This is a genomic window from Thioalkalivibrio denitrificans, assembly GCF_002000365.1.
In the GTDB taxonomy this organism is placed as follows: domain Bacteria; phylum Pseudomonadota; class Gammaproteobacteria; order Ectothiorhodospirales; family Ectothiorhodospiraceae; genus Thioalkalivibrio_A; species Thioalkalivibrio_A denitrificans.
In genome coordinates, this window is the sequence record NZ_MVBK01000069.1 from 1 (window position 1) to 22223 (window position 22223).

Sequence of the window (22223 nt, forward strand, 5' to 3'; positions counted from 1 at the left end):
CCTGAACCGCGATCCCGGTGAGATATGCGGGCTAGGTCCGGGCCCGCTTCGCTTCGCACACGGAATCCATGACACCCCTGAGCAACAGCCGCCAGCGCGACACCCGCCTCGACGCACTCAACCACTGGCTGTCCGGAGTGCTGGGCGCGCACGTGCGCGCGTCGCGCCCCCTGTCCTCGGATGCCAGCTTTCGCCGCTATTTCCGGGTCAGGGATGCAGGCCACAGCTGGATCGTCATGGACGCGCCGCCCGAACGGGAACACCCTGCGGACTTTGTCCGCATCGCCGGATGCCTGGAACACTTGGGCCTGACCGTGCCCCGGGTGCTGGCGGCAGATACCGGCGCGGGTTTTCTGCTGTTGGAGGATCTCGGCAATCGCACCTTCAGCCGGGCGCTGGCGGGGGGTGCCAGTGAGCAGACGCTTTACTGCCTGGCCGTGGACACGCTGGTCATCCTGCAGAAGCGTTGGCTCGGTGCGGGTGAACTCGAGCCTCCCGCCCCCTATGACGAGGAGGAGCTGCTGCGCGAGGCGCGGCTGCTGCTGGAATGGTACTGGCCACAGGTACAGCGCAAACCCTGCCCGGAAGCCGTCGGCGAGGCGTTCGAACAGGCCTGGCGCCAGGTGCTCGCCCCGGCATTCCAGCTCCCCCCTGTTCTCGTGTTGCGGGACTTTCACGTCGACAACCTGATGGTGATGCCGAATCGCCAGGGAGTCGCCGCCTGCGGCCTGCTGGATTTCCAGGACGCGCTGCTGGGCAGCCCTGCCTATGATCTGGTCTCGCTGCTGCGAGACGCACGGCGCGACGTGCCGGAGGCACTCGCCGACGAGATGGTGTCGCGCTTTGTGCAGGCCCGCCCGGAACTGGACAGGGCCACCCTGGAGACCGCCTACTGGGTCCTCGGGGCGCAACGCAACACCAAGATCATCGGCATCTTCACCCGACTCTGGCAAAGGGACGGGAAGCCCGTCTATCTGCGTCATCTGCCCCGGCTCTGGCGCCTGCTGGAACAGGAACTGGCCCAACCCGCGCTGGGTCCGGTGCGTGCCTGGTTCGACACCCACCTGCCGCCGCCCCTGCGGCGCGAACTCAAGGCCTGAGCCATGCATGCCATGATCCTCGCTGCCGGCCGCGGTGAGCGCATGCGCCCCCTGACGGACCATACGCCCAAGCCCCTGTTGAACGCCGGCGGACGGCCCCTGATCGAGCACCACCTGGTGCGGCTGGCCACGGCCGGTTACCGGGACGTGGTCATCAACCTGGCACACCTGGGTGAACGCATTCGCGAGCACGTGGGCGACGGGTCGCGCTTCGGACTCGCGATCACCTACTCCCCTGAAGGCGAAGCCCTGGAAACCGGCGGCGGCATCCGTCGCGCCCTGCCCCTGCTGGGCGAGGGCCCTTTCCTGGTGGTGAACGGTGACGTCTGGTGTGATCATCCGCTGACCGCACCTGCCCTGGCCGCGAACGATCTGGCCCACCTGGTGCTGGTGGACAACCCGCCGCATCACCCACAGGGCGATTTCCGGCTGGAGAACGGGCGCCTGCGCGGCGAAGGCGAACCCAAACTGACCTTCAGCGGCATCGGCTGGTATAGGCCGGAACTGTTCCGGGACCATCCCGAGGGGCGTTTCCCCCTCGCCCCCCTGCTGCGCGAGGCCATGGAAAGCGACCGGGTGAGCGGAGTACACCACCGGGGCCGGTGGCTGGACGTCGGCACCCCTGAGCGGCTCAGCCTGCTGGACCGGTGGTTGTCTGAGGATCGGTAACGCCCGCCTCCCCGTGTGCTTCGCGCCGCCGGTGCTTGTGTTCGTACATGACCTGGTCTGCAACCGCCACCAGTTCGTCCACGGTGAGCGCATCCTCCGGATACCGCGCCCGCCCGATGCTGGCATCGAGACGGTGTTCCCTGGGCCCCACCACAATCGGCCCCGCAAAGATGCGGGCAATCTTGTCCGCAACCACACGGCAGTCGGCAGGCTCGCGAACGTCGCGCACCACCACGGCGAATTCGTCTCCCCCCAGGCGCGCGACGATATCCCCCTTGCGCATGGACAGCCGAAGCCGCCCGGCCACACACTGCAGCACGGCGTCACCTTCGGCATGGCCGTATCGGTCGTTGATGGGCTTGAAGTGATCCAGGTCGATCACCAGCACAGCGAATGCGCCGCCGCTGCGACGCCGCTGTTCGATCTCCCGTTGCACCGCATCGATGAAACCCGCGCGTGTCAGCAGTCCCGTCAGGGGATCGTGAAGCGCGATGTGGCGCGTGCGTCGATAGGCCAGCACGGCGATGATCAGACTGCCGACCAGCGCAACCACACCGGCAATTATCAGCAGCCACAGGGTCCTCGTGTACGCCTCCCCGGCAAGCTGCATGGCCGTCTCCGTCTTTGCCGCCTGCTGCTGACGCATGGCCTCGAATGTGCCGTGAACCGCCGCCTGAAGTGGCATGGCCTCCTCCAGTGTGAGCACGCGCGCTTCGTCCATGCGCTCGTAAGCCATCAGCTCCACAACCTGCTCCTGCGCTGCGACCACGCGCTCGATGAGTTCGCCCTGCTCGTCATAGAGACGGCGTTCGTCGGTATCCATGGGAAAGTCCAGGAGCCTCTGGCGGGCCGCCCCGACCCGATACCCACCGGTGTAGTGGCGCATCAACATGGCGTCCCGCTCGAACGGATCGTCGAGGAGCAGCATCCGGTACAGGCTTTCTGTTCGCACCAGGCCCGCCACCTGCATTTCCGTGGCGATGGCGGTCTTGAGGTTGTGGTGGTTGACCACCTCCTCCAGCCCCTGGTACACGCCGCGAAGCTGGAGGCCCGCCAGCGCCACCGTCGCGAGGAGTATGACGGCCAGACCGACGAACGCGGCGACGTTGACCTGGCGGAATTCATGCGCCTTACCCGACTGTTCGGTCAGTCCTCTGGTTGCAGTGCCCACCCGTTCCCGCCGCCCCATTCAGTACATGATCGGGCTCCCCGCGCTGCACCCGACGGGAGGCCGATACCCATATGATCTATGACACTATTGGGGCCTCGCGAGACCCGTGTCAAGCCAATCCCGACGATCGGCCCGGGGTCTGCGCGGGAAGGGCTTCGTCGCCGTCAGATCACCAGTGCCTCTTCCCGCAAGGCCGCTCTGCCTTGCCCGGCATGCCGCGATGAACCCCAAAAAAAAGCCCGGGCATGGCCCGGGCGAAACACTGCACTCTGAGGAGTACAACTTCAGTCGATATCAGGGCTTGACGTAGGTGTAGCCCTGGGCCTGCAGGTAGGACAGGTGCGCCACGCCGCTGGGGATGACGTCCTTCTCGGTGGCGTCATAGAGGTCCTTGGAGATATCCAGGTTCCGGCCGCGAACCGTGTTGGCGCAGACCTGGAACTCCACGTTCTGCAGCTTCAGGCTGTCCACGGCGCCGCGCAGGTTCTCGTTCTCCTTGGCATTGATCAGGAGATTGAGGCCGGCACCGTGCATCACCACCTTGATGTCCATGTTGTCGGCGCCCACCGCGTTGATGTGGTTCTGTATGTTGCGCAGGGCCGCCTGGTTCTGCTGCGGATCACCGCCGTTGATGTGGTAGACCACCTTCTGCGTACCGTAGTCAACGGCCAGGGCCGTGCCGGGCAGGGCCAGCATCAGGGCGGCCAGGGCCGCCAGGGATAACATGATCTTTTTCATCACTGCTCCACTCCTTCCAGTTTCACTTCTGAGGGTTTTACTTGTATTGCACTGCTTCGCTTCAAGAACAGGGTCAGACCTGGATATAGGCCCAACCCTGGGACTGGCGACGGATAACCTCCGCCACACCAGAATTGACCACCTCCGCCACGGGCAGCAGGCGAACGTGGAGATGTTCCTCGCGCCTGAGACGCTCGATCGTGTTCAGGCAGGCCACGAACTTCAGGCCCTCCGCATAACGCTCGGACAACGCCGTGATCCGCTCCGGAAACGGCGACACATCCTCGCGCACGAGCGCCAACCCTTCACCATGCGTCACCACGAGAATCTGCAATGCCACTCCCTGCTGGCGAGACGCCGCCATGAGCGATTCCACCTCATCCAGCATGTTCGTGAGGCGCTCCTCGTCACGGGTATTTACGTGCAGCAGGATGCGGTTGGCGAACCGCTCGGAACCGTACAACGGCTGGGTCATGTCCGCCGTGGTGAACTGGCGCGCCGGTTCCTTGGTGCCGATACCGAGACCCACGACACCCGCGGTGGTCAACATCACCACCACTGCCGCGGCCGCCGGTCCGAGCCAGCCGCCCCTGACCGTGCGCGCTCTGCGGGAGGACGAACGCGGCGGATGCGGCACCTTCTCGTAGGCCAGGTTGACCATCTCCTTGATCTGGGAAAGGTCGCACACCTCGCGGCTCAGGGAGTCGTCACTCGCTATATGGCGGAGGCAGGCCAACCGTTCCTCGGGGCAGAATTCCCCGTCCACGAAGGCGTTGAGAACCTCCTCGCTGGGTCTGTCAGTTTTCATGGCTGCTTCGCACCACGCTGAGATTATGTGTCGGGTTGCCGGGGTCCTGGCGCAGGAGTCGCCGCTTCAACTGCTGCCTGGCCCGGCTGAGGCGGCTCATCACCGTGCCGATGGGCACTTCCAGGATGGCGGCCACCTCGGAGTAGGAAAAACCTTCCAGATCCACCAGCGTCAGTACCTTGCGCTGATCATCGCTCAGCGCCCGGATCGCCTCGCGCACGCTGCGTACCGTGGCGGCACGCTCGGCGTTCATCTCCGGGCAGTCCTCGCAGGCCAGATCCGCGTCATCCGGGTCCACCGTGTCGCGCTGACGGCGCAGCCAGTCCCGGTGGCAGTTGGTCATGATCCGGTAAAGCCACGGGCGCAGGGCGTCCTCGTCCTGCAGCGTGCGCAACCGCGAGATGGCCTTCACCATGGTGTCCTGCACCAGGTCGTCAGCCCGCGCCGGGTCATGACACCAGGCGTAGGCGGTCCGATATAATTGGGGCCGGAAGGTCGCAATCCGCGCCTTGAGCCGCCGCTGCAATAGCCAGTTGATCACTGCCATGGCATTTCCGCTGCCTCTGTCTGAATCCTAGGACGCACCATCCGCCATGCTTATTCCGCCTTTCCTTGTTCCGTTCGGGGCCCCATCCCATGCCCCTTGACCCTCGATCGGTCGATCAATCCTTCCATTTTGACTCGCGGCAGACGGCCCTGTTGCGGCGCCAGTGGGGCGCGCTTATGGACACCCTGGTCTGGGGTGATGTCCGCTCATCCAGGTTGGGGGCACTCCCCCGCCTGCGCAAGCGCTTCCTGGAACTGGGCGAGAACCTGCGCTCGGTGCTCAATGACCGGGGCTGGATCCCTCAGCCCCGCGAACGCGTGAAGGGTGCCATGGGGGCCTGCCTGAACCTGCGCGATGCCCTGAACCAGGTGGAAAGGGGGGCCAGCACCCTGAATGCGGGCGAGGATTTTCCCGCCTTCGAGCAGGAACTTCTGGCGTTCCGGCACCAACTGCTGTTATTCCTTGAGCATCACGAATCGCTTTGGGGCGACCTGCTGGAATCCCAATACGACGAATCGTCCGAGGACGAGGAAGAAGACTGACGACACCCCCGACGAGGATGACGCTTGGGCCAGGAAATCAACACAACCCGCTTCAAGGACAGGGACTTCCAGAACTTTCGGCAACGCGTGGCAGAGGAGACCCGCCTGGCGCGGGATCTGGAGGCCGCCGGACGCTTCGACGACCGCCACCCCGTGGCCGGCTTCGAGATCGAGGCCTGGCTGGTGGATGCCGAACGCCAGCCGGCCCCGGTCAACAACGCATTTCTCGACGCCTTCCACAGCCCGCTGGCCACACCGGAACTGGCCCGCTTCAACGTGGAACTCAATACCGAGGCCCACGGTTTGCGCGGCACGGTGTTCTCCGACCTTCACCGGGAGATGACGAAAACCTGGACCACGGCGCGGGACGCCGCCCACCGGGCCGGTGCCGAGCTGCTGCTCACCGGCATCCTGCCTACGTTGCGGGCGGAGCACCTGTGCCTGGAGAACATGTCCGACATGAAACGTTACCGGGCGTTGAACGAGCAGGTGTTCCGCTCCCGGGAAGGGCGTCCCCTGAAGCTGGACATCGTCGGCCGGGAGCACCTGCACCACGAGCACCACGATGTAATGCTGGAGGCAGCCACCACGTCTTTCCAGATCCACATCCAGACCCCGGTCCCCGTGGCCCACAAGGTCTACAACGCATCCATCCTCGCCAGTGCGCCGGTGGTGGCCCTGTCAGCCAACTCCCCCTTTCTCTTCGGCCATGATCTCTGGGACGAGACCCGCATCCCGGTGTTCGAGCAGTCCGTGGAGGTGGGCGGCTACCGCGAGGCAGCGCGTGGACCGCTGCGCCGCGTCAGCTTCGGCTCGGGCTTCGCGCGGGAATCCATTCTGGAATGTTTCGAGGAGAACCTGGAACACTTTCCGCCGCTGCTGCCCATCCGTATCGACGAGCCGGTGGATCGCTTCCCCCATCTGCGCCTGCACAATGGCACCATCTGGCGTTGGAACCGGCCGCTGATCGGCTTCGACGAGCACGGCCGCCCCCACGTGCGCATCGAGCACCGGGTTGTGCCGGCGGGCCCGACACTGGCCGACAGTATCGCCACGGCGGCCTTCTATTACGGGCTGGTGGAGGAACTGGTGAACACACCGGGCGGCCCCGAAGGTCTCATGGACTTTTCGCGGGCCCGGGACAACTTCTACGAATCGGCGCGCCTGGGCCTGGGCGCCCATGTGGAATGGCCCGCGGGAACCCGCCGGCCGATACGCGACCTGATACTGAACGAGCTGCTGCCCCGCGCCCGGGCGGGTTTGGCGCGTCTCGGGATCGACGAAAACGACTCAACCCGGTATCTGGACATCGTTGAGGCACGCGTGGAACAGGCGCGCAACGGCGCCGCCTGGGCGCGCAGCTTCATGGCCGCACATGGCCGCGATGGCCGGGCCCTGGTGGATACCTACCTGGCCCACCAACTGACCGATACGCCGGTGCACGACTGGCCACCCGCGGAGGACACGTGCTGAAGGAGTGGGATCATCTGCCCGAAGGCTTCCTCTCCGCCCGTCCCGCCGACCTGGAGGGGATTCTGGGCGGGCCGGCGCTGATTCACCTGCCCGGCAGGCGGCCGGACCCCGTGTTCGTCTCCGTGATGCTTCACGGCAACGAACCGGCAGGGCTGGAGGCCGTCCAGGCCCTGCTGCGCAACCCGCCGCCCGGCGGGCTGCCCCGCAGCCTGTCCCTGTTCGTGGGCAACGTGAGCGCCGCGCGGCTCGGCGTGCGGCGCCTCGAGGGCCAGGCGGACTACAACCGGGTCTGGCCGGGAAGCGACACGGACGACACCCCGGAGCACCGGCTTATGGCGCGCATCACCGACAGGATGCGGGAACTCGACCCGTTCGCCAGCGTGGACGTCCACAACAACACCGGCCTCAATCCCCATTACGCCTGCGTAAACCGGCTGGAGCACCGTTTTCTGCAACTGGCCACCCTGTTCGGGCGCACGGTGGTCTACTTCATCCGCCCGCGCGGGGTGCAGTCCCTGGCCTTCGCGGAGTTCTGCCCGGCGGTCACCCTGGAATGCGGCAAGGCCGGCGATGCGCGCGGTGTCGAACACGCCCGGGATTTCATCACCGCCTGCCTGCAGCTTGCGAAGATCCCCTCGCATCCCGTGGCGCCCCACGACATCGATCTGTTTCACACCGTGGCCGTGGTGAAAGTGCCCGATTCCGTGACGTTCAGCTTCACGAGCGCCGGGGAGGACCTGCAGTTCGACCCGGATCTGGATCGCATGAACTTCCGCGAACTGCCCGCCGGCACCGCGCTGGCCACCGTACGGAGCACCAAACCCGTGCTGGTCGAAGCACGCAGCGAAACCGGCGAGGACGTCACCGAGGAGTACTTCACCGTGCACCAGGACAGGCTCGTCCTGCGCCGCCCCATGATGCCCTCCATGCTCACGCTGGACGAACGCGTAGTGAGGCAGGATTGTTTGTGTTACCTGATGGAACGAATGGAGATGAAGTGAGGATGAAGTGAGAAGTGTGAATTGGGAAGGGCGAAGTTAAAGGCCGTTCCATTCCCACTTCCCAATTCACACTTCTCACTTCATCCGCCCTTCCCGATTCTCAGTTCGCACCTTCTACCCTCCACCCCGCCCAGATGGGCCGCCGGTTGACCCCTGCCCCCAGTTCGATGAGCCAGTCGGCGATCACGGCGTTGGAGTTGTTGCGCAGCGAATAGGAACGCGGGTAGGCCACGAAACTGAGGTCCACCTCAGGGGTCTCCCGTACGACGCCCGCCTCGAAGATGTCGTCGAGCCTCCGGCGCAGGGCCGCGGCCCGTGCCGCGTCCACCGAGAAGTGGTGAATCTCCTGGATCCCGACCCGCACATGCGCACGCACCGCCGACTCCGTGGGCGGCCCCGGCAGATGGCGCCGGCCCAGGGCTGCCTCAGTAGGCCACATGACCGCGGCGACAGCGCGGCCCAGCCCGGTCTCGCGCTCCGCGTAAAAGCGCCAGTCCCCGTAGGCATAGCGGGTCATGGTCCCGTCCGGCGCGGGCAGCACCAGGCTGGTGTGGCGCCCGTGGTCCAGCAGGAACACCGGCACCGGATCGGGGGGCGACTCCGGCGGGATCACCACCGTGGTCCCGCACCCGGCGAGCAGCCACAGGGCCGCCACCAGAATCAACACACCCGGGACACGGCTCCGGATGACGGAAACCGGGCGTCTGTACATCACCATGGACAATGCCTCGATTGTTCTTGGTCCCTACGCTACAGCATTTTCGCGGCCGCCACGCGCCCGAACCCTGATCCGGAATTCACCGCCGGGCTGCTCACTGCCAACCGTCGTGAGCTGTGCGGGTTAAGCGAACTCCCACGGACCCGGGGCATATCCGCAACGTCGCATGAGCCACAGAGGGCACAGAGCCCACAGAGACAAGACCTTGTCGCCCCCAGCATCGTTCAGGGTTCTCTCTGTGCCCTCTGTGTCCTCTGTGGCAAAACAGCCTCCCGGACTTCAGAACAGGCCCATCTGCCCGCCTCCCGAAAACGGCCGGGGCGGCACAAAGCGGCCCATGTCCAGTTCCGGCATGCGCCCGGCCAGGCCCGCACGGCGACGGGCAAGGCGAAAGCGCTGGCGCAGGAGTTCTGCGTACGGGCCGTCGCCGGTCATGCGACGGCCAAAGCGGGCGTCGTAGAGCTTTCCACCCCGGCTGTCACGGATGCGGGCAAGCACGTGATCCGCCTTGAGCGGCACGTGGGTGCGCAGCCAGTCCTCAAACAGGGGCGCCACCTCCAGCGGCAGTCGAAGCAGCACGTATCCCGCCGCCACGGCGCCGGCCCTCGCGCCCTCGGTCAGCAGCGACTCCATTTCGCCATCGGTGAGCACCGGGATCAACGGGGCCATGAGCAGACTGACCGGCACCCCCGCGTCGTTCAGCCGGCCAATGGTCTCGATCCTGCGCTGTGGCGCCGCCGCACGGGGTTCCAGACGCCGCGCCAGTGTGCGGTCCAGCGTGGTGACGGACACCGCCACCTGCGCAAGCCCGTCCCGGGCCATGGGCGCCAGCAGATCGAGATCCCGCTCAATCAGGGCGGACTTGGTGACGATCGTGACCGGGTGATGCGCGTCGTACAGGACTTCCAGCACTTGCCGTGTGATGCGCAGCCGGCGCTCCACCGGCTGGTAGGCATCCGTATTGACGCCCAGCGCGATGGGCCGGCAGGCGTAACCCGGACGGGCCAGTGCCTCGCGCAGGCGGTCGGCGGCGCCGGCCTTGGCGAACAAGCGCGTCTCGAAATCCAGCCCCGGCGACAGGCCCATGTAGGCATGGGTCGGACGCGCGAAACAGTACACACAGCCATGCTCGCAACCCCGGTAGGGATTGATAGACAGTTCGAAGGGCACATCCGGCGAGTCGTTGCGCGAGATGACGCTTCGCGCCTGTTCCATCGTCACCTCGGTGTGCAGGGGCGCAGATTCCTCCTCCCGGTGCCAGCCATCGTCCACGGCTTCCGTCCGGGCGGACTCGTAGCGCGCCGCCGGGCTCACTGTCGCGCCACGCCCGTGCACATACCCATGATCGGGGATGGCGTCATCGCGGTCATTCATACGCCGGACTCCAGGCGACCTTCGGCATCGATGCAGCACCAGGCCATGCCCTGCGCATTGTGCACCACCGCCCGCTCGCCCCGGTGACTCAGCAGGATCAGGCCGGCCTCCCCGCCGATACGCCGTTCCAGCCAGCGAAGGACCCGCTGGGCCGCTTCTTCGGCACCCGTGTCAGCCTGCAGCGCCGACAGGACCCGAAGGGCCAGCCCGGCGCGGATGATCACCTCGCCTTGCCCGGTGCAGGACACCGCGCCGCGTTCGTCCGCATAGGTGCCGCAGCCGATCAGCGACGAATCCCCGACGCGCCCCGGCGGCTTGTCGAAGAGCCCGCCCGTGGAGGTGGCCGCCGCGAGTCGACCGCGCCGATCCAGGGCCACGCAACCCACGGTTTCATGGGCCTGCCGCCAGCGCGCCTTCTGGCGCGGCGTCACGTGCACCTCGGGCGAAACGGCCTCAAGCCCCTGCTGCCGCGCAAAGGTCTCGGCCGCGGGCCCGACACGCAAGACCGTGTGGCCCTCGTCGAGGACCATGCGTGCCAACTGAACCGGATTGCGCACCGTGCCCACGGCACCGACGGCCCCCGCGGTCAGGGTGGACCCGTCCATGATTGAGGCGTCCATCTCTACGCTGCCCTCGGAATTGAGCACCGAACCCGTACCTGCGTTGAAACTGGGATCATCCTCCAGGGCCATCACCGCTGCCTGCACGGCATCCAGGGCAGTGCCCCCGTCGCGCAACAGCACCCAGGCGCGCCGCGCAGCCGCCTCGCATCCGGCCAGCGCCGCTTCGCCCTGGCCCTCGGGGTAGCGCCCTGCCCCGCCATGGACCAGCAGGATCGGTCCCTCCCTCATCAGCGCCCCTCCAGCCGGTCACACAGGGCATCGAAGTCCCCACGACCGGCCGCCTCGGCCACCCGCGCCTCAACGAGTTGATCAATGAGCCACATGGAAACCTCAGCGTTCAGCGTTCAGCGTTCAGCGTTCAGCGTTCAGCGTTCAGCCCACATGATCCACGATCCCGCAAAGGCCCACAACGAGACGCCCAGACGACGAAGGCCGGGATATCTCCCGGCCTTCGTCGTCCTCATTCATCCTTCATCCTTCATCCTTTCAGACACGCGCCTTTACCCTTCAACCTTCTCAAGGACCTGGCTGAGGACATCGCCCCGGCGATAATAGGGCGGCGGGTTCTGCATCTGCTCGTAGGCCCGGTCACGGGCCTCGGCCGAGTCGTACCAGCGATACTGCTCCCAACCTTCGCCCAGCAGGTGCGGCGCGCGCATGGGATCACCCTCCGGCAACGTGATGCGGATACCGTAGCGCTTCATACTCAAGGTCTCCCGAGATGCGATGGGCATCATTATAGGGTCTTACGCCCGTGCGCGAAGCCCGGTCCGCCTGAAGGAATGTGATTGCCACAGAGGTCACAGAGGCCACAGAGGAAAAACACAGGAGATTAAGTGGACAGGTGTATCCGCAGCAGCGTTCGCAGCCTATCCCCTCCCGCATTCGCTTTACTTCTCTGTGTCCTCTGTGACCTCTGTGGCAAACTGGAAGCCGCACCCACAGGCCAGGGAAGCGATCCGGGAGGGGAAAAGAAGATGGTGGCTACGGGTGGACTTGAACCACCGACCTCAGCATTATGAGTGCCGCGCTCTAACCAGCTGAGCTACGTAGCCGTATTTTCGGAAAGGGCGGAATTTTCTGCGCAGGGCGCCGGCATGTCAAGTTTCGGGCCGGCTCAACGCCCGAAGAGATACTCCACGCCCCCCATCACCACCGTCCGGTCATAGTCGTACTCCCGCAGGCTGGAATCGTTGGTCCAGTGGCTCAGTTCCGCGAACAGCGCCCAGTTCCTGTCCAGCTGCCGGGTGCCCCGAAGGGACAGAAGCCAAAGGTCGTCCTCCCGCGTGCGGCGCAGCCCGTCGAGCCGATGGGGATCCCGGTAGCGGCTGTGGTGATATTCCACCCGAGCGCGCAGGTTCACATTCCCGTCCAGGTCCCTGTCCGCCTGAACGTGCAAGAGGTGACGAACCGGCGAATAGCTCGCGAACTCGGCGCCTTCCGAGAGATCCTTACGATCGTTGACATCCAGGGTATAGCCGAGCCGGACGCGGGTCTCACCCACCGGCAGGCGCCATTCGCCGCGCAGGCGGTGGCGCCAACCGGTGAGATAGTCGTAGCGGTTGGAGGCCTCGATACGGCTCAGGCCATAGCCGAGCGCGAGGACCTGACCTTCACCGATCGGCCGACGGGCATCGCCACGAAGGGAAAGCACGTCCTGGAAATGCCGTCCATCTATATACACCGAATCCAGGGACCCGCCCCATTGCAGGTGCCAATCCTCGTGCCGGCGCTCCTGAAACAGGCCGAGCATGAGACCCGTCTCGTCAAAGCGATCCACGTCCGGGTATTCACGCATCAGCAGTGCGCCGTCGAGACGCAAGGGACGCTCGGCATCGGGCGTCAGGTACAACCGCCCGGCGGCAAGCGCCTCAAGGAAAGCCCCCGCGTCGTCGCTGACGCCCAGGATGTCGGCGTCGGGGGAGAGTGTCACGTTGGAATCATATCCCAGGCCCAGGGACAGCAGGCCCGTCGGAGCATCCCGGGCCGGCAGGGGTTGCGCGTCCTCACCCAGCGCACGGCGTGCCAAGTGTGCGAGATTCCGGTCGGGGCTGCCTGAGGCGGCCCGGAAATGCCGGTCCGCCTCAGCCTGGTTCCCCTGCCTCTGTGCGATCAGTCCCAGGTTGTAGTGCGCCAGGTGCTGCCACTGCGGCCTGTCGAGCAAGCGTCCGAACTCTTCCGCCGCCCGGTCATACGCCTCCAGCCGGTACCAGGTGGAACCCAGGCTGTAGCTCAGGGCAGGGGTATCCATACCGAGCCGCCGCGCTGTCAGGAATCCGTCCCGGGCGGCCTCGTAACGGCCCGCTTCGAAGGCCTCCACCGCCTCGCGGTATGCGTGCTCGGGGTCGTCGGCGGAAACAGCGGGTACCGGGAGCAGCGCCATGATCAGGACGAGGATGAATCCGGTGAGGTGCTTCATGGGTTACTCCCGATGGACCAGGGGTCGCGTGGATTATGGGATATTGCACGCAAAAGCGCCCGGCGGGGTATACACCCCGCCGGGCGGCTGACTTCAGAGTACAGTGAGTACTGACTCCCCGGTCACTGGTTGGGCGGGCCCGGGCGCTCTATATTGCGAAACCGCTCCCGGTTCTCACGCGCCTCGGCGGCCACGTCCCGGCCGAAACCTTCACGACGCTCCCGGGCCTGGTTGGCCGTATCCAGCCCGAACGCGGCGCTCTCCCTCGCCTGATCCGAGGCCGTTTCGGGCAGAACGATCTCCCGGGTGACCGCCTCCGGCAGTTCCATATCCGGCGGAATGACCCGGATGGTCACCTCGTCGTCTTCCTGGGCCTGTGCCGTTCCGGCGGCCAGGACCACCACGAACAACCCCGCAGCAAGGTAACGCAACCTCGATATACCGCGCATGACACAACTCCTTCCGGTTCAGACCGGATCAATCGACTCAAAATGCAGGCCGGAGCGTGGTCCGGCACTGCCGTCCGCCGGGGCATGCGGGACCCGCAGCGCGACGCGCACCCGCTGTTCCTTCCCGTTGTAGTTGATGCTCGCTTCCAGGTAATCCTCGCCGGCATGAAGGGCCGCCAGTGGCAGGGCCAGCAGGTTGGCGCCCTCCGACAATTCGGCATGCCAGCGCAGATCCCGTACGCCGGGACTTCCCGACAGTTCCAGGTGCGCCGGAATGGAAAGTTGTATCTCGGCATCGGGCACCGCGCGCGTGGCATGGAATACGAGATGGACCGTTTCCGTATGCTCCCCGGAGAGCACCACCACCTGGACCGAGGGCTCGACGGAAGTGTCCGAAGTACCCATGAACAGCCCCAGCGCCAGGCCCAATGCCAGGGTCGCCGCAAGCGCCGCAGCCAACACCGGGCGTGACGGGCCGCGCCGGTGAACACCCTTGGCCTGCTCCAGGGCCTGCCTCAGGAAAGCGGGGTCCGGCTCGGGCACCGGCCAGGCGCGCAGGGCTGCCCGCAGATCCCGTGCTTCAGCGAGTCGGCGCCGGCAGTCTGCGCAGCCGTTGAGGTGTACCTCCACGGCATCGCGACCGGCCCCATCCAGGTGGCCGTCCAGATAGTCGTCAAGCCGGTGTGCAATGTGCTCGCAACGATTCATGTTTTGCGCCTCATCTACCCCTCTACACGCTCGAGAGCGCTCAAGGGTTCCATGTCCAGTTCGACACGCAGGCGCGCCCGGGCGCGGTGCAGTCGGGACTTGAGGGTGCCCGTGGGGCAATCCAGGAGGGAGGACAGTTCTTCCAGCGTGTAACCTTCCATGTCGTGCAGGGCCACCACTGCCCGCTGTTCGGGATTGAGTGTTCCCAGTGCGGCCGCCAGCCGCGTCCTGATCAGGCTCGATTGGGTCTCCTCCTCGGGGCCGGGACTCACGGAGGGCAGGCGATCCATCGGGTCAGCGCCTGTCTCGGCACCTTCCTCCGCAACCGCCTCCACCTGCTCGCCCCGGCGCCCGCGACGGCGCCATTCATCCACGAACACGCGATAAAGCACGCGCGTCACCCATGGCCGCAGCTGGTCCACGGTGCGCAGTTCGGAGAGCCTGGGATAGAGCTTGACCAGCACGTCCTGGACCAGGTCCTCGGCATCAGCGCGGGTGCCGGTGAACCGGTAGGCGGTCTGATAGAGGTGGCGCAGATGCGGTCGCAGCAGCGACTCGAATTCCGCGGCAGAGCCGCCTGAAACCGATTTTTTGCGCATAACGTGATACACGCGTCCCGAGCGCGGAAGGTTCCCTGGGGCCGGTTACACTCAACGGGCAAGACTATCTCGAAATCCCTCTTGTATCTTGCCTCTTGTATCTTGTCTCCGCGCCTTCATACATTGAACCGGAAGTGGACCACGTCCCCTTCCTTCATCACGTAGTCCTTGCCCTCCAGACGCCACTTGCCGGCATCCTTGGCCCCCTGCTCGCCCTTGCAGGCGATGAAGTCGTCGTAGGCGACCACCTCGGCACGGATGAAACCCTTCTCGAAATCCGTGTGGATCACCCCGGCCGCCTTCGGCGCGGTGGCGCCCCGCTTCACCGTCCAGGCCCGCACCTCCTTGGGGCCGGCGGTGAAGAAGGTCTGCAGGCCCAGCAGGTCGTAGGCAGCGCGTATCACGCGATTGAGGCCCGGCTCGTCGAAGCCCATCTCGGCCAGGAATTCGGACTTTTCGTCGTCGGCCAGCTCCGCGATCTCCGCCTCGATGGCGGCACACACCGGCACCACCTGCGCGTTCTCGCCCGCGGCGTACTCACGCACCCGATCCAGCAGAGGGTTATTGTCGAAGCCGTCCTCGTTGACGTTGGCGATGTACATGGCCGGCTTGGCAGTGATCAGGTGCAGCTCGCGCAGCAGTCTGCGCTCCTCCTCGTCCAGGTCGGCCGCACGGGCCGGCCTGCCTTCGGCCAGCACCGCCTGCACCTTTTCGGCCACCGCCTTGCGCGACACCGCGTCCTTGTCACCGGACTTGGCGGTGCGGGTCAGGCGCGTGAGCGCCTTCTCGACCGTCTCCAGGTCCGCCAGCGCCAGTTCGGTGTTGATCACCTCGATGTCGGAGACAGGGTCCACCCTGCCCGCCACGTGCACCACGTCATCGTTTTCGAAGCAGCGCACCACGTGGGCGATGGCGTCGGTTTCGCGGATATGGGCCAGGAACTGATTGCCCAGCCCCTCCCCCTTCGAGGCCCCCGCCACCAGCCCGGCGATGTCCACGAACTCCATGGCCGTGGGAATCACCTTTGCCGGCTTCACGATGGCGGCCAACGCGTCCAGACGCGGATCCGGCACGGGCACTACACCCACGTTCGGGTCGATGGTGCAGAAGGGATAGTTCTCCGCCTGAATCCCCGCACGGGTCAGGGCATTGAACAGGGTGGACTTGCCCACATTGGGCAGACCGACGATGCCGGATTTCAGAGACATAAGGAAAGCGCCAGATACAAGTTTAGAGATACGAGAGACAAGTGAGAGGCAAGATACACCACGTCGGCTGATGATACCCGCCCTTGTATCTTGCCTCTTGTATCTTGTCTCTTACTTCGAATGAAGTTTATGCATGGCGCGCTCGAGTTCCCCCGCCGCCACCTCGGGCATCACATCCAGGGCCCTGTCGATGGCGTGCAGTATCTGCTCCTCGTCGTCACGCGAGGGGCGCTGCAGCACGTAATCCACCACCTCGTCCTTGTGGCCCGGATGACCCACGCCGATGCGCAGGCGCAGGAAGTCACCGCCCAGGTGGGACATGATGTCGCGCAGGCCGTTGTGGCCGCCGTGCCCGCCGGCGCGTTTCAGACGCACATCGCCCGGCGGCAGGTCGATCTCGTCGTGCACCACCAGGATGGCCTCCACGGGCACCTTGTAGAACGCCGAGAGGAGCTTCACCGACTGGCCGCTGCGGTTCATGTAGGTCTGGGGCTTGAGCAGCCACAGCTCACGACCATCGAGGCGGATGCGGGTCGCCTCGCCCGCGAACTTGCTCTCCGGCCGGAAGCTGCCGCCGTGCTTTCGCGCCAGGGCATCCACAAACCAAAACCCGGCATTGTGCCGGGTCTCGGTGTACCTGGGGCCGGGATTACCCAGCCCCACCACAAGCTGCACGGGGGCCTGAGCCGCCACGGCACAGCCTCCGTCAGGAGGCCTCCTCTTCCTCGCCGCCCTCTGCAGCCTCGCCGCCCTCGCCTTCCTCCTCCAACGCGGTACCGCGCGGCTTGAGGACGCTCACCACCGGCAGGTCGTGATCGGGGCCATGGGACAGTGCGACGATGGTGACGCCGTCAGGCAGGGCAATCTCGGACAGGTGCAGGGAATCACCGACGTTGAGTTTCGCCACATCCACCGAAATGAACTCGGGCAGGTCCTTGGGCAGGCATTCCACTTCCACTTCCACCATCTGGTGGCTGACCATGCCGCCGCCGGTCTTGACGCCGACACAGGTCTCTTCGTTGATGAAGTGCAGGGGCACATGCACACGGATGGCCTGATCTTCGCTCACCCGCAGCAGGTCAAGGTGAAGAATGACCGGCTTGGCCGGATGGCGCTGCACGTCGCGCAGAATCGCCTTCTCCGTACGACCCTCCAGCTGGACGCTGAGAATGTGGGAGTAGAACGCTTCGTGCTCGAGGCTGAGCTTAACGGCATTGTGATCCAGGGTAATGCTCTGCGGTTCCTTGCCGGCACCGTAGAGAATGGCGGGCACCTTGCCGATGCGGCGCAGGCGGCGGCTCGCACCCTTGCCCTGGTCCGCACGCGGTTCTGCCTGCAGTTCAAATGAAAGGCTCATGTTGTTTCTCCGTCAAACGACAAAAAAACCCGTCCCGCGACCAGGACAGGCGGTTTCGTAGGTCGGCCTTCAGGCCGACGACGGTGTCTCCTAGGGCACCGCAGTCGGGCTGAAGCCCGACCTACAATCAGTCGATAAACAACGAACTCACCGACTCCTCGCGATTGATGCGCCGGATGGTCTCGGCCAGCATTCCCGCCACCGTGAGCTGGCGGATCTTGCTGCATGCCTGCGCCTCAGGGCGCAGGGGGATGGTATCCGTAACCACCAGTTCGTCCAGGCCGGACTTCTCGATGTTCGAGATCGCCGCGCCCGAGAGCACCGCATGGGTGGCATAGGCCATCACCTTCTCGGCGCCGTGCTCCTTCAGTGCACGGGCGGCCTCGCAGAGCGTGCCCGCCGTGTCCACCAGGTCATCGATGATGACGCAGCTCTTGCCCCTGACATCGCCGATGATGTGCATCACCCGCGATTCGTTGGCCTTCGGGCGCCGCTTGTCGATGATGGCCAGTTCGGCATCGTCCAGGCGCTTGGCCATGGCACGGGCCCGGACCACGCCGCCCACGTCCGGCGACACCACGATCAGGTTCGGGTGCTTCTGCCGCCAGATGTCGCCCAGCAGAATGGGCGACGCATATACGTTGTCCACGGGCCGGTTGAAAAAGCCCTGTACCTGATCGGCATGCACGTCCACCGTCAGCACCCGGTCGGTGCCCACAGCCTCGAGCATGTTGGCCACCACGCGCGCCGAGATGGGCACCCGGGCAGAGCGAACGCGCCGGTCCTGACGCGCATAGCCGAAGTAGGGAATCACCGTGGTGATGCGCCCCGCCGAGGCCCGGCGCAGAGCATCCACCATGATGAGCAGTTCCATCAGGTTGTCGTTGGTGGGCGCACAGGTGGACTGCAGGATGAACACGTCGCGGCCACGTACGTTCTCCAGGATCTCCACCTGGACCTCGCCGTCGCTGAAACGGCCGACCACAGCCTTGCCCAGGGGGATGTTCAGGTTGTTCACCACATCCTGGGCAAGCTGCGGGTTCGCGTTGCCCGCAAAGATCATCATCTTGCTTTTGTCCGCCACGTTCGCCCTTGATTACCGTGTGGTCTGGCTGCGCCGGCTTACATCCCCGGCATGGGTATCAACCCCCGCCGAGACGACTTCGTCTGGCTGGGCCGGCAGGATTCGAACCTGCGAATGCCGGGATCAAAACCCGGTGCCTTACCGCTTGGCGACGGCCCAATGATTCCCGGTCAATAACCGGTGTGGCGGGGGTCGGCCCGGTCCAGCCGGTCCAGCAGGGGTGACCGGTTGAGCCCCTGGGCCGCGAAACCCCGCCAGGGTTTCGGGACACGCGCCACGACGGATTCCGCATCCTCTTGCTGCGCCACGGAGGCGAACACGCACGCCCCGGTGCCGGTCAACCTCGCCCGCCCGGCGCGTTCCTCGAGCCATGCCATCGCCCGGTCAAGTTCCGGCGAGCGCGCACGCGCGAGCGGCTCGAAAACGTTGACACCCCTGCCCGAAAGAAAGTCGGCTATTGTGATTGGCGGGCAGTTTCGTGTCAATTCCGGGTCGGCGAACAGTTCCGCGGTTGACAGGGAGATGCCGGGGTCAATCACGACAAACCACCGCTCCGGCAGATCCACCGGGGTGAGCTCATCGCCCACACCCTCCGCCCAGGCCGCGCGCCCCCGCACGAACACAGGCACATCGGCCCCGAGGGCGAGGCCGAGCGCCGCCAGCCGGTCCTCGCCAAGGCCCAGCTCCCATAGCCGGTTCAGGGCGACGAGAACGGTTGCCGCGTCGGAACTTCCGCCACCCAGCCCACCCCCCATGGGCAGGCGCTTGTCCACGCGTATGCGCACCCCGCCACGGTACCCGGTCTCGTCCTTCAGGCAGCGCGCGGCACGCACCGTCAGATCCTGCTCGGGCAACACACCGGGCAGCGGTCTGTCCAGCCGGACCACGTCCTCGTCAAGCAGCAGAAAATCCAGGACGTCGCCCACGGACAGCGGCTGAAAGACGGTCTGCAACAGGTGGTAACCGCCGGCCTTGCGGCCGGTCACGTGCAGAAACAGGTTGAGCTTGCCGGGCGCAGGCCAGTCCCTGCTCCAGGACTCGCTCACGGCGTGACGTTCCACTGGTCCACCAGCACACGCAGGCGGATGTCGTCGTAGGTCAGATCGAGCCGGTCCGGGAGCGCGGGGGCCGGAGAATTCCGGTAGCGCTGGAACTCCACGGTCCATCCGGACTGCTCCAGCCGGGCGAGTCTGCCGGCGTCGTCGTATTGCGGTCTGTAGGGCGTGCCGGGCGCGGGCAGGCCCGTCACCCAGTAACGCATGCCGCTGACCGGCAGGCGCCAACCCAGGACATCCGCCACCAGCCGGTCCACGTCGTCGGCCGCAAAGCGCTCGCCGTCGGACGAGCGCAGCATCGCCCCGTGCTCATCGCCCTGCACGTGGCCCGCATCCCGGCCGAAGGGCCCGAACAAACGGATGTCGAAGGCCTCCCCGGACTGGCGCCAGCGCACGTTGGTGTGCCATTGCTGACCATCCGCGTCGAGCGCCAGCCGGCCCGTAAGGCTCCACGGGTCCAGTCTCTGCACCAGCGCCCGGTGCGCCTCGAATGCATCCGGAGCATCCTCCACCACCGGTGCCGGCGGACGGGCAGCACATGCCGCCAACGTCAGAACCGTCAGCACGAGCGCCGCCCTGCGCGCGCCGCGCATGACGGTCACCATGGATCGCATTGCCCTCACCGCCCGATGCGTTCCTTGAGGCGCAGCAGCCTGTCGAAGTCCGGGTCCTTGGTCAGGGCATCCTCAAGGACCTCCCAGGCCTCGTCCCGGTTGCCCTGGGCCCAGAGCAGGGCGGCCAGGTTACTGGCAATTTCCGGGTCGTACATCTTGTCGTAGGCGCGGCGCAAAAAGGTCTCCGCCTCGTCATAGCGACCCAGCCGGTAGAGGACCCACCCCATGCTGTCCAGGATGGCGGCGTCATCCGGGCGCAGTTCGTGGGCCCGGGTGATGTACTCGTATGCCTCGTCGAGCCGGTCGGTGCGATCGGCCAGCGTGTAGCCCAGGGCGTTCAGGGCGGCGGCATTGTCCGGATCCCTGTCCAGAATGGTGCGCAGGTCAGATTCCAGCATGTCCAGGCGATCCAGCCGTTCAGCCACCAACGCGCGCGCATACAGCAGTTCGTTGGAATCCGGCTGCTCGCGCAGGCCCTGATTGAGCACCTCCATGGCTTGCTCGTATTCCCCGGCATCGCGCTGGACCTGGGATTCGGTCAGATACAGGCGCATGCGCCACTCTTCCTCGTCGGCGTGACGCCTCAGTTCGCGCAGATGCTCCACGGCCTCGCCCGTATCACCCAGGCGCCCCCTGATCAGCGCCTTGCGCAACTGGGCCTCCTCGAAGCGGTCGCCATCGCCGACACCCATGTAATAACCCAGGGCCTCTTCGTTGCGGCCCTCCGATTCGGCAATCCGCCCCAGATAGAAATTGGCCTCGTGGGTGCGCCGCCCGGAGGCCAGCAGACGTTCCAGGTAGGATTGCGCCTCCTCGTAGCGTTCCACCTCTATACTGAGCAGACCCAGGGTGTAGAGCAGGTCGGTGTCGTCGGGGCGCATGGCGATGAGGCGTTCGAACTCCTCACGCGCGGTATCGAATTCCCGTGCCTGGATCAGCAACCGCCCGTAGGCAAGGCCCAGCTGGCCATGTTCGGGATGTGCGGTGACCGCCTCGCTCAGGGTCTGCAGGGCCCGGTCCATGTCCCCCTGGCGCGCCATGGACTGTGCGTACAGGATGCGCGCCTCATGGAGATCGGCATCGAGATCGAGGGCGCGACGCGCGGCACCCTCCGCCACGTCCGGACTCTCCAGCTGCATGGCCAGCTGGGCAAGTGCCAGGTGGGCGGACGGGGTTTCGGGATAGCGTTCCACCAGTCCTTCCATGGCCGAGAGGGCCGCGTCCCGGTTGCGCGCCCGGGTGAGCAGGTGGGTGATCCCGCCAAAGGCGGCGGCCTCACCCGTGACCGACGCACGCACCACGTGCTGGAGCGCGTCCACGGCCTCGTCCACCTGCCCCGCATTGACCAGCAGGGCCGCCAGGACCTGACGTGCCTCGGTACTGGCGGGCGCCAGGGCCACCCAGCGCCGGGCACCGTCGAGGGCCTGTTCGCGCTTGTTGGCAAACAGGGCAATCCGCGTGGCCCGCTCGGCCACCGCCGGATCCCTGCTGGCCATGGCCGCAGCCATGTAATGATCCACTGCCACGTCCAGCTGCCCCATCTGGCCGGCGATCTCGCCCACAAGCAGCTGATACATCAGCTCGGCCTCGGCATCGTCGTCGAGGGGCGGAAGCGCGGCCATGACCTCACGGTGGTCCTGAATCGCCCCGTCTTCGTCATCCGGCATCCGGGGTTGCTGGGCACAGGCCACCAGGGCACTCACGGCCAGCAGGGTAATCAGCAATCGCAAACTACGCATCGGTAACTTCCATGGGAATCGCAAATCGGGGCTCGACCTGTGGCAGGCGCCGGAGCCGGGCGGATAGTGGCACTATAAACCTTTTGGCGGGACCCCTTCACGCGCCGCGGGGCATCTAGCCCGCATATCTCACCGGGATCGCGGGAGCAGGCGAAGGATTCGCGCCCGTAGGCGCCGCTGTGGAGTGAAACCCATAGCCGTAGCTATGGGTTGAGTGAAGAGCAAGC

Annotated in this window: 24 protein-coding genes and 2 tRNA genes; 5 read left to right on the plus strand and 21 right to left on the minus strand. The window is 65.9% G+C overall.

Annotated features, from left to right (window positions below; all coding sequences use genetic code 11):
* The first annotated feature begins 68 nt into the window (after positions 1-68).
* Together B1C78_RS11650 and murU are read left to right on the plus strand one after the other, a co-directional pair.
* Positions 69-1100: an aminoglycoside phosphotransferase family protein gene (locus B1C78_RS11650; protein WP_077279345.1), complete on the plus strand. Its 1032-nt coding sequence runs from the start codon at positions 69-71 to the stop codon at positions 1098-1100.
* 3 nt (positions 1101-1103) lie between these two features.
* Positions 1104-1769 carry an N-acetylmuramate alpha-1-phosphate uridylyltransferase MurU gene (gene murU / locus B1C78_RS11655; RefSeq protein ID WP_077279346.1) on the plus strand — a complete coding sequence of 222 codons (666 nt, stop codon included), beginning with the start codon at positions 1104-1106 and terminating at the stop codon, positions 1767-1769.
* On the opposite strand, the gene B1C78_RS11660 is transcribed toward murU, so the two are convergent.
* From B1C78_RS11660 to B1C78_RS11675, 4 genes are all read right to left on the minus strand, one after another.
* The gene (locus B1C78_RS11660; RefSeq protein ID WP_139349913.1) at positions 1732-2940 is read right to left on the minus strand and encodes a diguanylate cyclase domain-containing protein; all 1209 of its coding nucleotides are present in this window, start codon (positions 2938-2940) and stop codon (positions 1732-1734) included. The genes murU and B1C78_RS11660 overlap by 38 nt on opposite strands.
* 294 nt (positions 2941-3234) lie before the next feature.
* Positions 3235-3678: a DsrE family protein gene (locus B1C78_RS11665; protein ID WP_077279348.1), complete on the minus strand. Its 444-nt coding sequence runs from the start codon at positions 3676-3678 to the stop codon at positions 3235-3237.
* A 73-nt stretch (positions 3679-3751) separates the two neighbouring features.
* On the minus strand, positions 3752-4486 hold the full coding sequence (locus B1C78_RS11670) for a hypothetical protein (protein ID WP_077279349.1): 735 nt from the start codon (positions 4484-4486) through the stop codon (positions 3752-3754).
* Positions 4476-5027, minus strand: coding sequence for an RNA polymerase sigma factor (locus B1C78_RS11675; RefSeq protein ID WP_425443974.1), 552 nt, complete (start codon positions 5025-5027; stop codon positions 4476-4478). The genes B1C78_RS11670 and B1C78_RS11675 overlap by 11 nt, the downstream gene beginning before the upstream one ends.
* A gap of 95 nt (positions 5028-5122) precedes the next feature.
* On the opposite strand from B1C78_RS11675, the gene B1C78_RS11680 reads away from it, so the two are divergent.
* From B1C78_RS11680 to B1C78_RS11690, 3 genes are read left to right on the plus strand one after another with little or no spacing between them, the layout of a single operon-like run.
* Complete coding sequence (locus tag B1C78_RS11680; RefSeq protein WP_077279351.1) at positions 5123-5575, plus strand: hypothetical protein; 453 nt, start codon at positions 5123-5125, stop codon at positions 5573-5575.
* 24 nt (positions 5576-5599) lie between these two features.
* On the plus strand, positions 5600-7048 hold the full coding sequence (locus B1C78_RS11685; RefSeq protein WP_077279352.1) for a glutamate-cysteine ligase family protein: 1449 nt from the start codon (positions 5600-5602) through the stop codon (positions 7046-7048).
* On the plus strand, positions 7042-8049 hold the full coding sequence (locus tag B1C78_RS11690; RefSeq protein ID WP_077279353.1) for a M14 family metallopeptidase: 1008 nt from the start codon (positions 7042-7044) through the stop codon (positions 8047-8049). The genes B1C78_RS11685 and B1C78_RS11690 overlap by 7 nt, the downstream gene beginning before the upstream one ends.
* 100 nt (positions 8050-8149) lie before the next feature.
* Here the strand turns inward: B1C78_RS11690 and B1C78_RS11695 are convergent, their stop codons facing one another.
* The 17 genes from B1C78_RS11695 to B1C78_RS11775 form a co-directional block, all read right to left on the minus strand.
* Positions 8150-8767, minus strand: a complete 618-nt coding sequence (locus B1C78_RS11695; RefSeq protein ID WP_077279354.1) for a hypothetical protein — start codon at positions 8765-8767, stop codon at positions 8150-8152.
* Between the two features lie 279 nt (positions 8768-9046).
* A complete protein-coding gene (locus tag B1C78_RS11700; protein WP_077279355.1) occupies positions 9047-10141 on the minus strand; it encodes a PA0069 family radical SAM protein in 1095 nt (364 codons plus the stop codon).
* Positions 10138-10992 carry an isoaspartyl peptidase/L-asparaginase family protein gene (locus B1C78_RS11705; RefSeq protein ID WP_077279356.1) on the minus strand — a complete coding sequence of 285 codons (855 nt, stop codon included), beginning with the start codon at positions 10990-10992 and terminating at the stop codon, positions 10138-10140. The genes B1C78_RS11700 and B1C78_RS11705 overlap by 4 nt, the downstream gene beginning before the upstream one ends.
* A 272-nt stretch (positions 10993-11264) precedes the next feature.
* On the minus strand, positions 11265-11468 hold the full coding sequence (locus B1C78_RS11710; protein WP_077279357.1) for a hypothetical protein: 204 nt from the start codon (positions 11466-11468) through the stop codon (positions 11265-11267).
* A 274-nt stretch (positions 11469-11742) separates the two neighbouring features.
* Positions 11743-11819, minus strand: a tRNA-Met gene (locus B1C78_RS11715).
* Between the two features lie 62 nt (positions 11820-11881).
* Positions 11882-13183: an outer membrane beta-barrel protein gene (locus B1C78_RS11720; protein WP_077279358.1), complete on the minus strand. Its 1302-nt coding sequence runs from the start codon at positions 13181-13183 to the stop codon at positions 11882-11884.
* 122 nt (positions 13184-13305) lie between these two features.
* The gene (locus tag B1C78_RS11725) at positions 13306-13632 is read right to left on the minus strand and encodes a hypothetical protein (protein WP_139349914.1); all 327 of its coding nucleotides are present in this window, start codon (positions 13630-13632) and stop codon (positions 13306-13308) included.
* A gap of 18 nt (positions 13633-13650) precedes the next feature.
* Positions 13651-14340: an anti-sigma factor family protein gene (locus B1C78_RS11730; RefSeq protein WP_077279360.1), complete on the minus strand. Its 690-nt coding sequence runs from the start codon at positions 14338-14340 to the stop codon at positions 13651-13653.
* Positions 14341-14354: 14 nt separating this feature from the next.
* Positions 14355-14939: an RNA polymerase sigma factor gene (locus tag B1C78_RS11735; RefSeq protein ID WP_077279361.1), complete on the minus strand. Its 585-nt coding sequence runs from the start codon at positions 14937-14939 to the stop codon at positions 14355-14357.
* A gap of 116 nt (positions 14940-15055) precedes the next feature.
* On the minus strand, positions 15056-16147 hold the full coding sequence (ychF, locus tag B1C78_RS11740) for a redox-regulated ATPase YchF (protein WP_077279362.1): 1092 nt from the start codon (positions 16145-16147) through the stop codon (positions 15056-15058).
* Positions 16148-16258: 111 nt separating this feature from the next.
* The gene (pth, locus tag B1C78_RS11745) at positions 16259-16840 is read right to left on the minus strand and encodes an aminoacyl-tRNA hydrolase (protein WP_077279363.1); all 582 of its coding nucleotides are present in this window, start codon (positions 16838-16840) and stop codon (positions 16259-16261) included.
* Positions 16841-16853: 13 nt separating this feature from the next.
* The gene (locus tag B1C78_RS11750) at positions 16854-17504 is read right to left on the minus strand and encodes a 50S ribosomal protein L25/general stress protein Ctc (protein WP_077279364.1); all 651 of its coding nucleotides are present in this window, start codon (positions 17502-17504) and stop codon (positions 16854-16856) included.
* A gap of 127 nt (positions 17505-17631) precedes the next feature.
* Positions 17632-18588: a ribose-phosphate diphosphokinase gene (locus tag B1C78_RS11755; RefSeq protein WP_077279365.1), complete on the minus strand. Its 957-nt coding sequence runs from the start codon at positions 18586-18588 to the stop codon at positions 17632-17634.
* An 84-nt stretch (positions 18589-18672) separates the two neighbouring features.
* Positions 18673-18747 (minus strand) — tRNA-Gln (locus tag B1C78_RS11760).
* Positions 18748-18758: 11 nt separating this feature from the next.
* Positions 18759-19634 carry a 4-(cytidine 5'-diphospho)-2-C-methyl-D-erythritol kinase gene (ispE, locus tag B1C78_RS11765; protein WP_245795408.1) on the minus strand — a complete coding sequence of 292 codons (876 nt, stop codon included), beginning with the start codon at positions 19632-19634 and terminating at the stop codon, positions 18759-18761.
* The gene (lolB, locus tag B1C78_RS17870; protein WP_077279367.1) at positions 19631-20257 is read right to left on the minus strand and encodes a lipoprotein insertase outer membrane protein LolB; all 627 of its coding nucleotides are present in this window, start codon (positions 20255-20257) and stop codon (positions 19631-19633) included. The genes ispE and lolB overlap by 4 nt, the downstream gene beginning before the upstream one ends.
* A gap of 5 nt (positions 20258-20262) precedes the next feature.
* The gene (locus B1C78_RS11775) at positions 20263-21996 is read right to left on the minus strand and encodes a tetratricopeptide repeat protein (RefSeq protein ID WP_077279368.1); all 1734 of its coding nucleotides are present in this window, start codon (positions 21994-21996) and stop codon (positions 20263-20265) included.
* Positions 21997-22223 lie beyond the last annotated feature (227 nt).

What these genes read in the sequence shown, in the direction of transcription:
- B1C78_RS11650 (WP_077279345.1), top strand. Translation starts at nt 69, where the DNA reads ATGACACCCCTGAGCAACAGCCGCCAGCGCGACACCCGCCTCGACGCA.
- murU (WP_077279346.1), top strand. Translation starts at nt 1,104, where the DNA reads ATGCATGCCATGATCCTCGCTGCCGGCCGCGGTGAGCGCATGCGCCCC.
- B1C78_RS11665 (WP_077279348.1), bottom strand. Translation starts at nt 3,678, where the DNA reads ATGAAAAAGATCATGTTATCCCTGGCGGCCCTGGCCGCCCTGATGCTG.
- B1C78_RS11670 (WP_077279349.1), bottom strand. Translation starts at nt 4,486, where the DNA reads ATGAAAACTGACAGACCCAGCGAGGAGGTTCTCAACGCCTTCGTGGAC.
- B1C78_RS11680 (WP_077279351.1), top strand. Translation starts at nt 5,123, where the DNA reads ATGCCCCTTGACCCTCGATCGGTCGATCAATCCTTCCATTTTGACTCG.
- B1C78_RS11695 (WP_077279354.1), bottom strand. Translation starts at nt 8,767, where the DNA reads ATGGTGATGTACAGACGCCCGGTTTCCGTCATCCGGAGCCGTGTCCCG.
- B1C78_RS11700 (WP_077279355.1), bottom strand. Translation starts at nt 10,141, where the DNA reads ATGAATGACCGCGATGACGCCATCCCCGATCATGGGTATGTGCACGGG.
- B1C78_RS11705 (WP_077279356.1), bottom strand. Translation starts at nt 10,992, where the DNA reads ATGAGGGAGGGACCGATCCTGCTGGTCCATGGCGGGGCAGGGCGCTAC.
- B1C78_RS11710 (WP_077279357.1), bottom strand. Translation starts at nt 11,468, where the DNA reads ATGAAGCGCTACGGTATCCGCATCACGTTGCCGGAGGGTGATCCCATG.
- B1C78_RS11720 (WP_077279358.1), bottom strand. Translation starts at nt 13,183, where the DNA reads ATGAAGCACCTCACCGGATTCATCCTCGTCCTGATCATGGCGCTGCTC.
- B1C78_RS11725 (WP_139349914.1), bottom strand. Translation starts at nt 13,632, where the DNA reads ATGCGCGGTATATCGAGGTTGCGTTACCTTGCTGCGGGGTTGTTCGTG.
- B1C78_RS11730 (WP_077279360.1), bottom strand. Translation starts at nt 14,340, where the DNA reads ATGAATCGTTGCGAGCACATTGCACACCGGCTTGACGACTATCTGGAC.
- B1C78_RS11735 (WP_077279361.1), bottom strand. Translation starts at nt 14,939, where the DNA reads ATGCGCAAAAAATCGGTTTCAGGCGGCTCTGCCGCGGAATTCGAGTCG.
- ychF (WP_077279362.1), bottom strand. Translation starts at nt 16,147, where the DNA reads ATGTCTCTGAAATCCGGCATCGTCGGTCTGCCCAATGTGGGCAAGTCC.
- B1C78_RS11750 (WP_077279364.1), bottom strand. Translation starts at nt 17,504, where the DNA reads ATGAGCCTTTCATTTGAACTGCAGGCAGAACCGCGTGCGGACCAGGGC.
- lolB (WP_077279367.1), bottom strand. Translation starts at nt 20,257, where the DNA reads ATGCGATCCATGGTGACCGTCATGCGCGGCGCGCGCAGGGCGGCGCTC.
- B1C78_RS11775 (WP_077279368.1), bottom strand. Translation starts at nt 21,996, where the DNA reads ATGCGTAGTTTGCGATTGCTGATTACCCTGCTGGCCGTGAGTGCCCTG.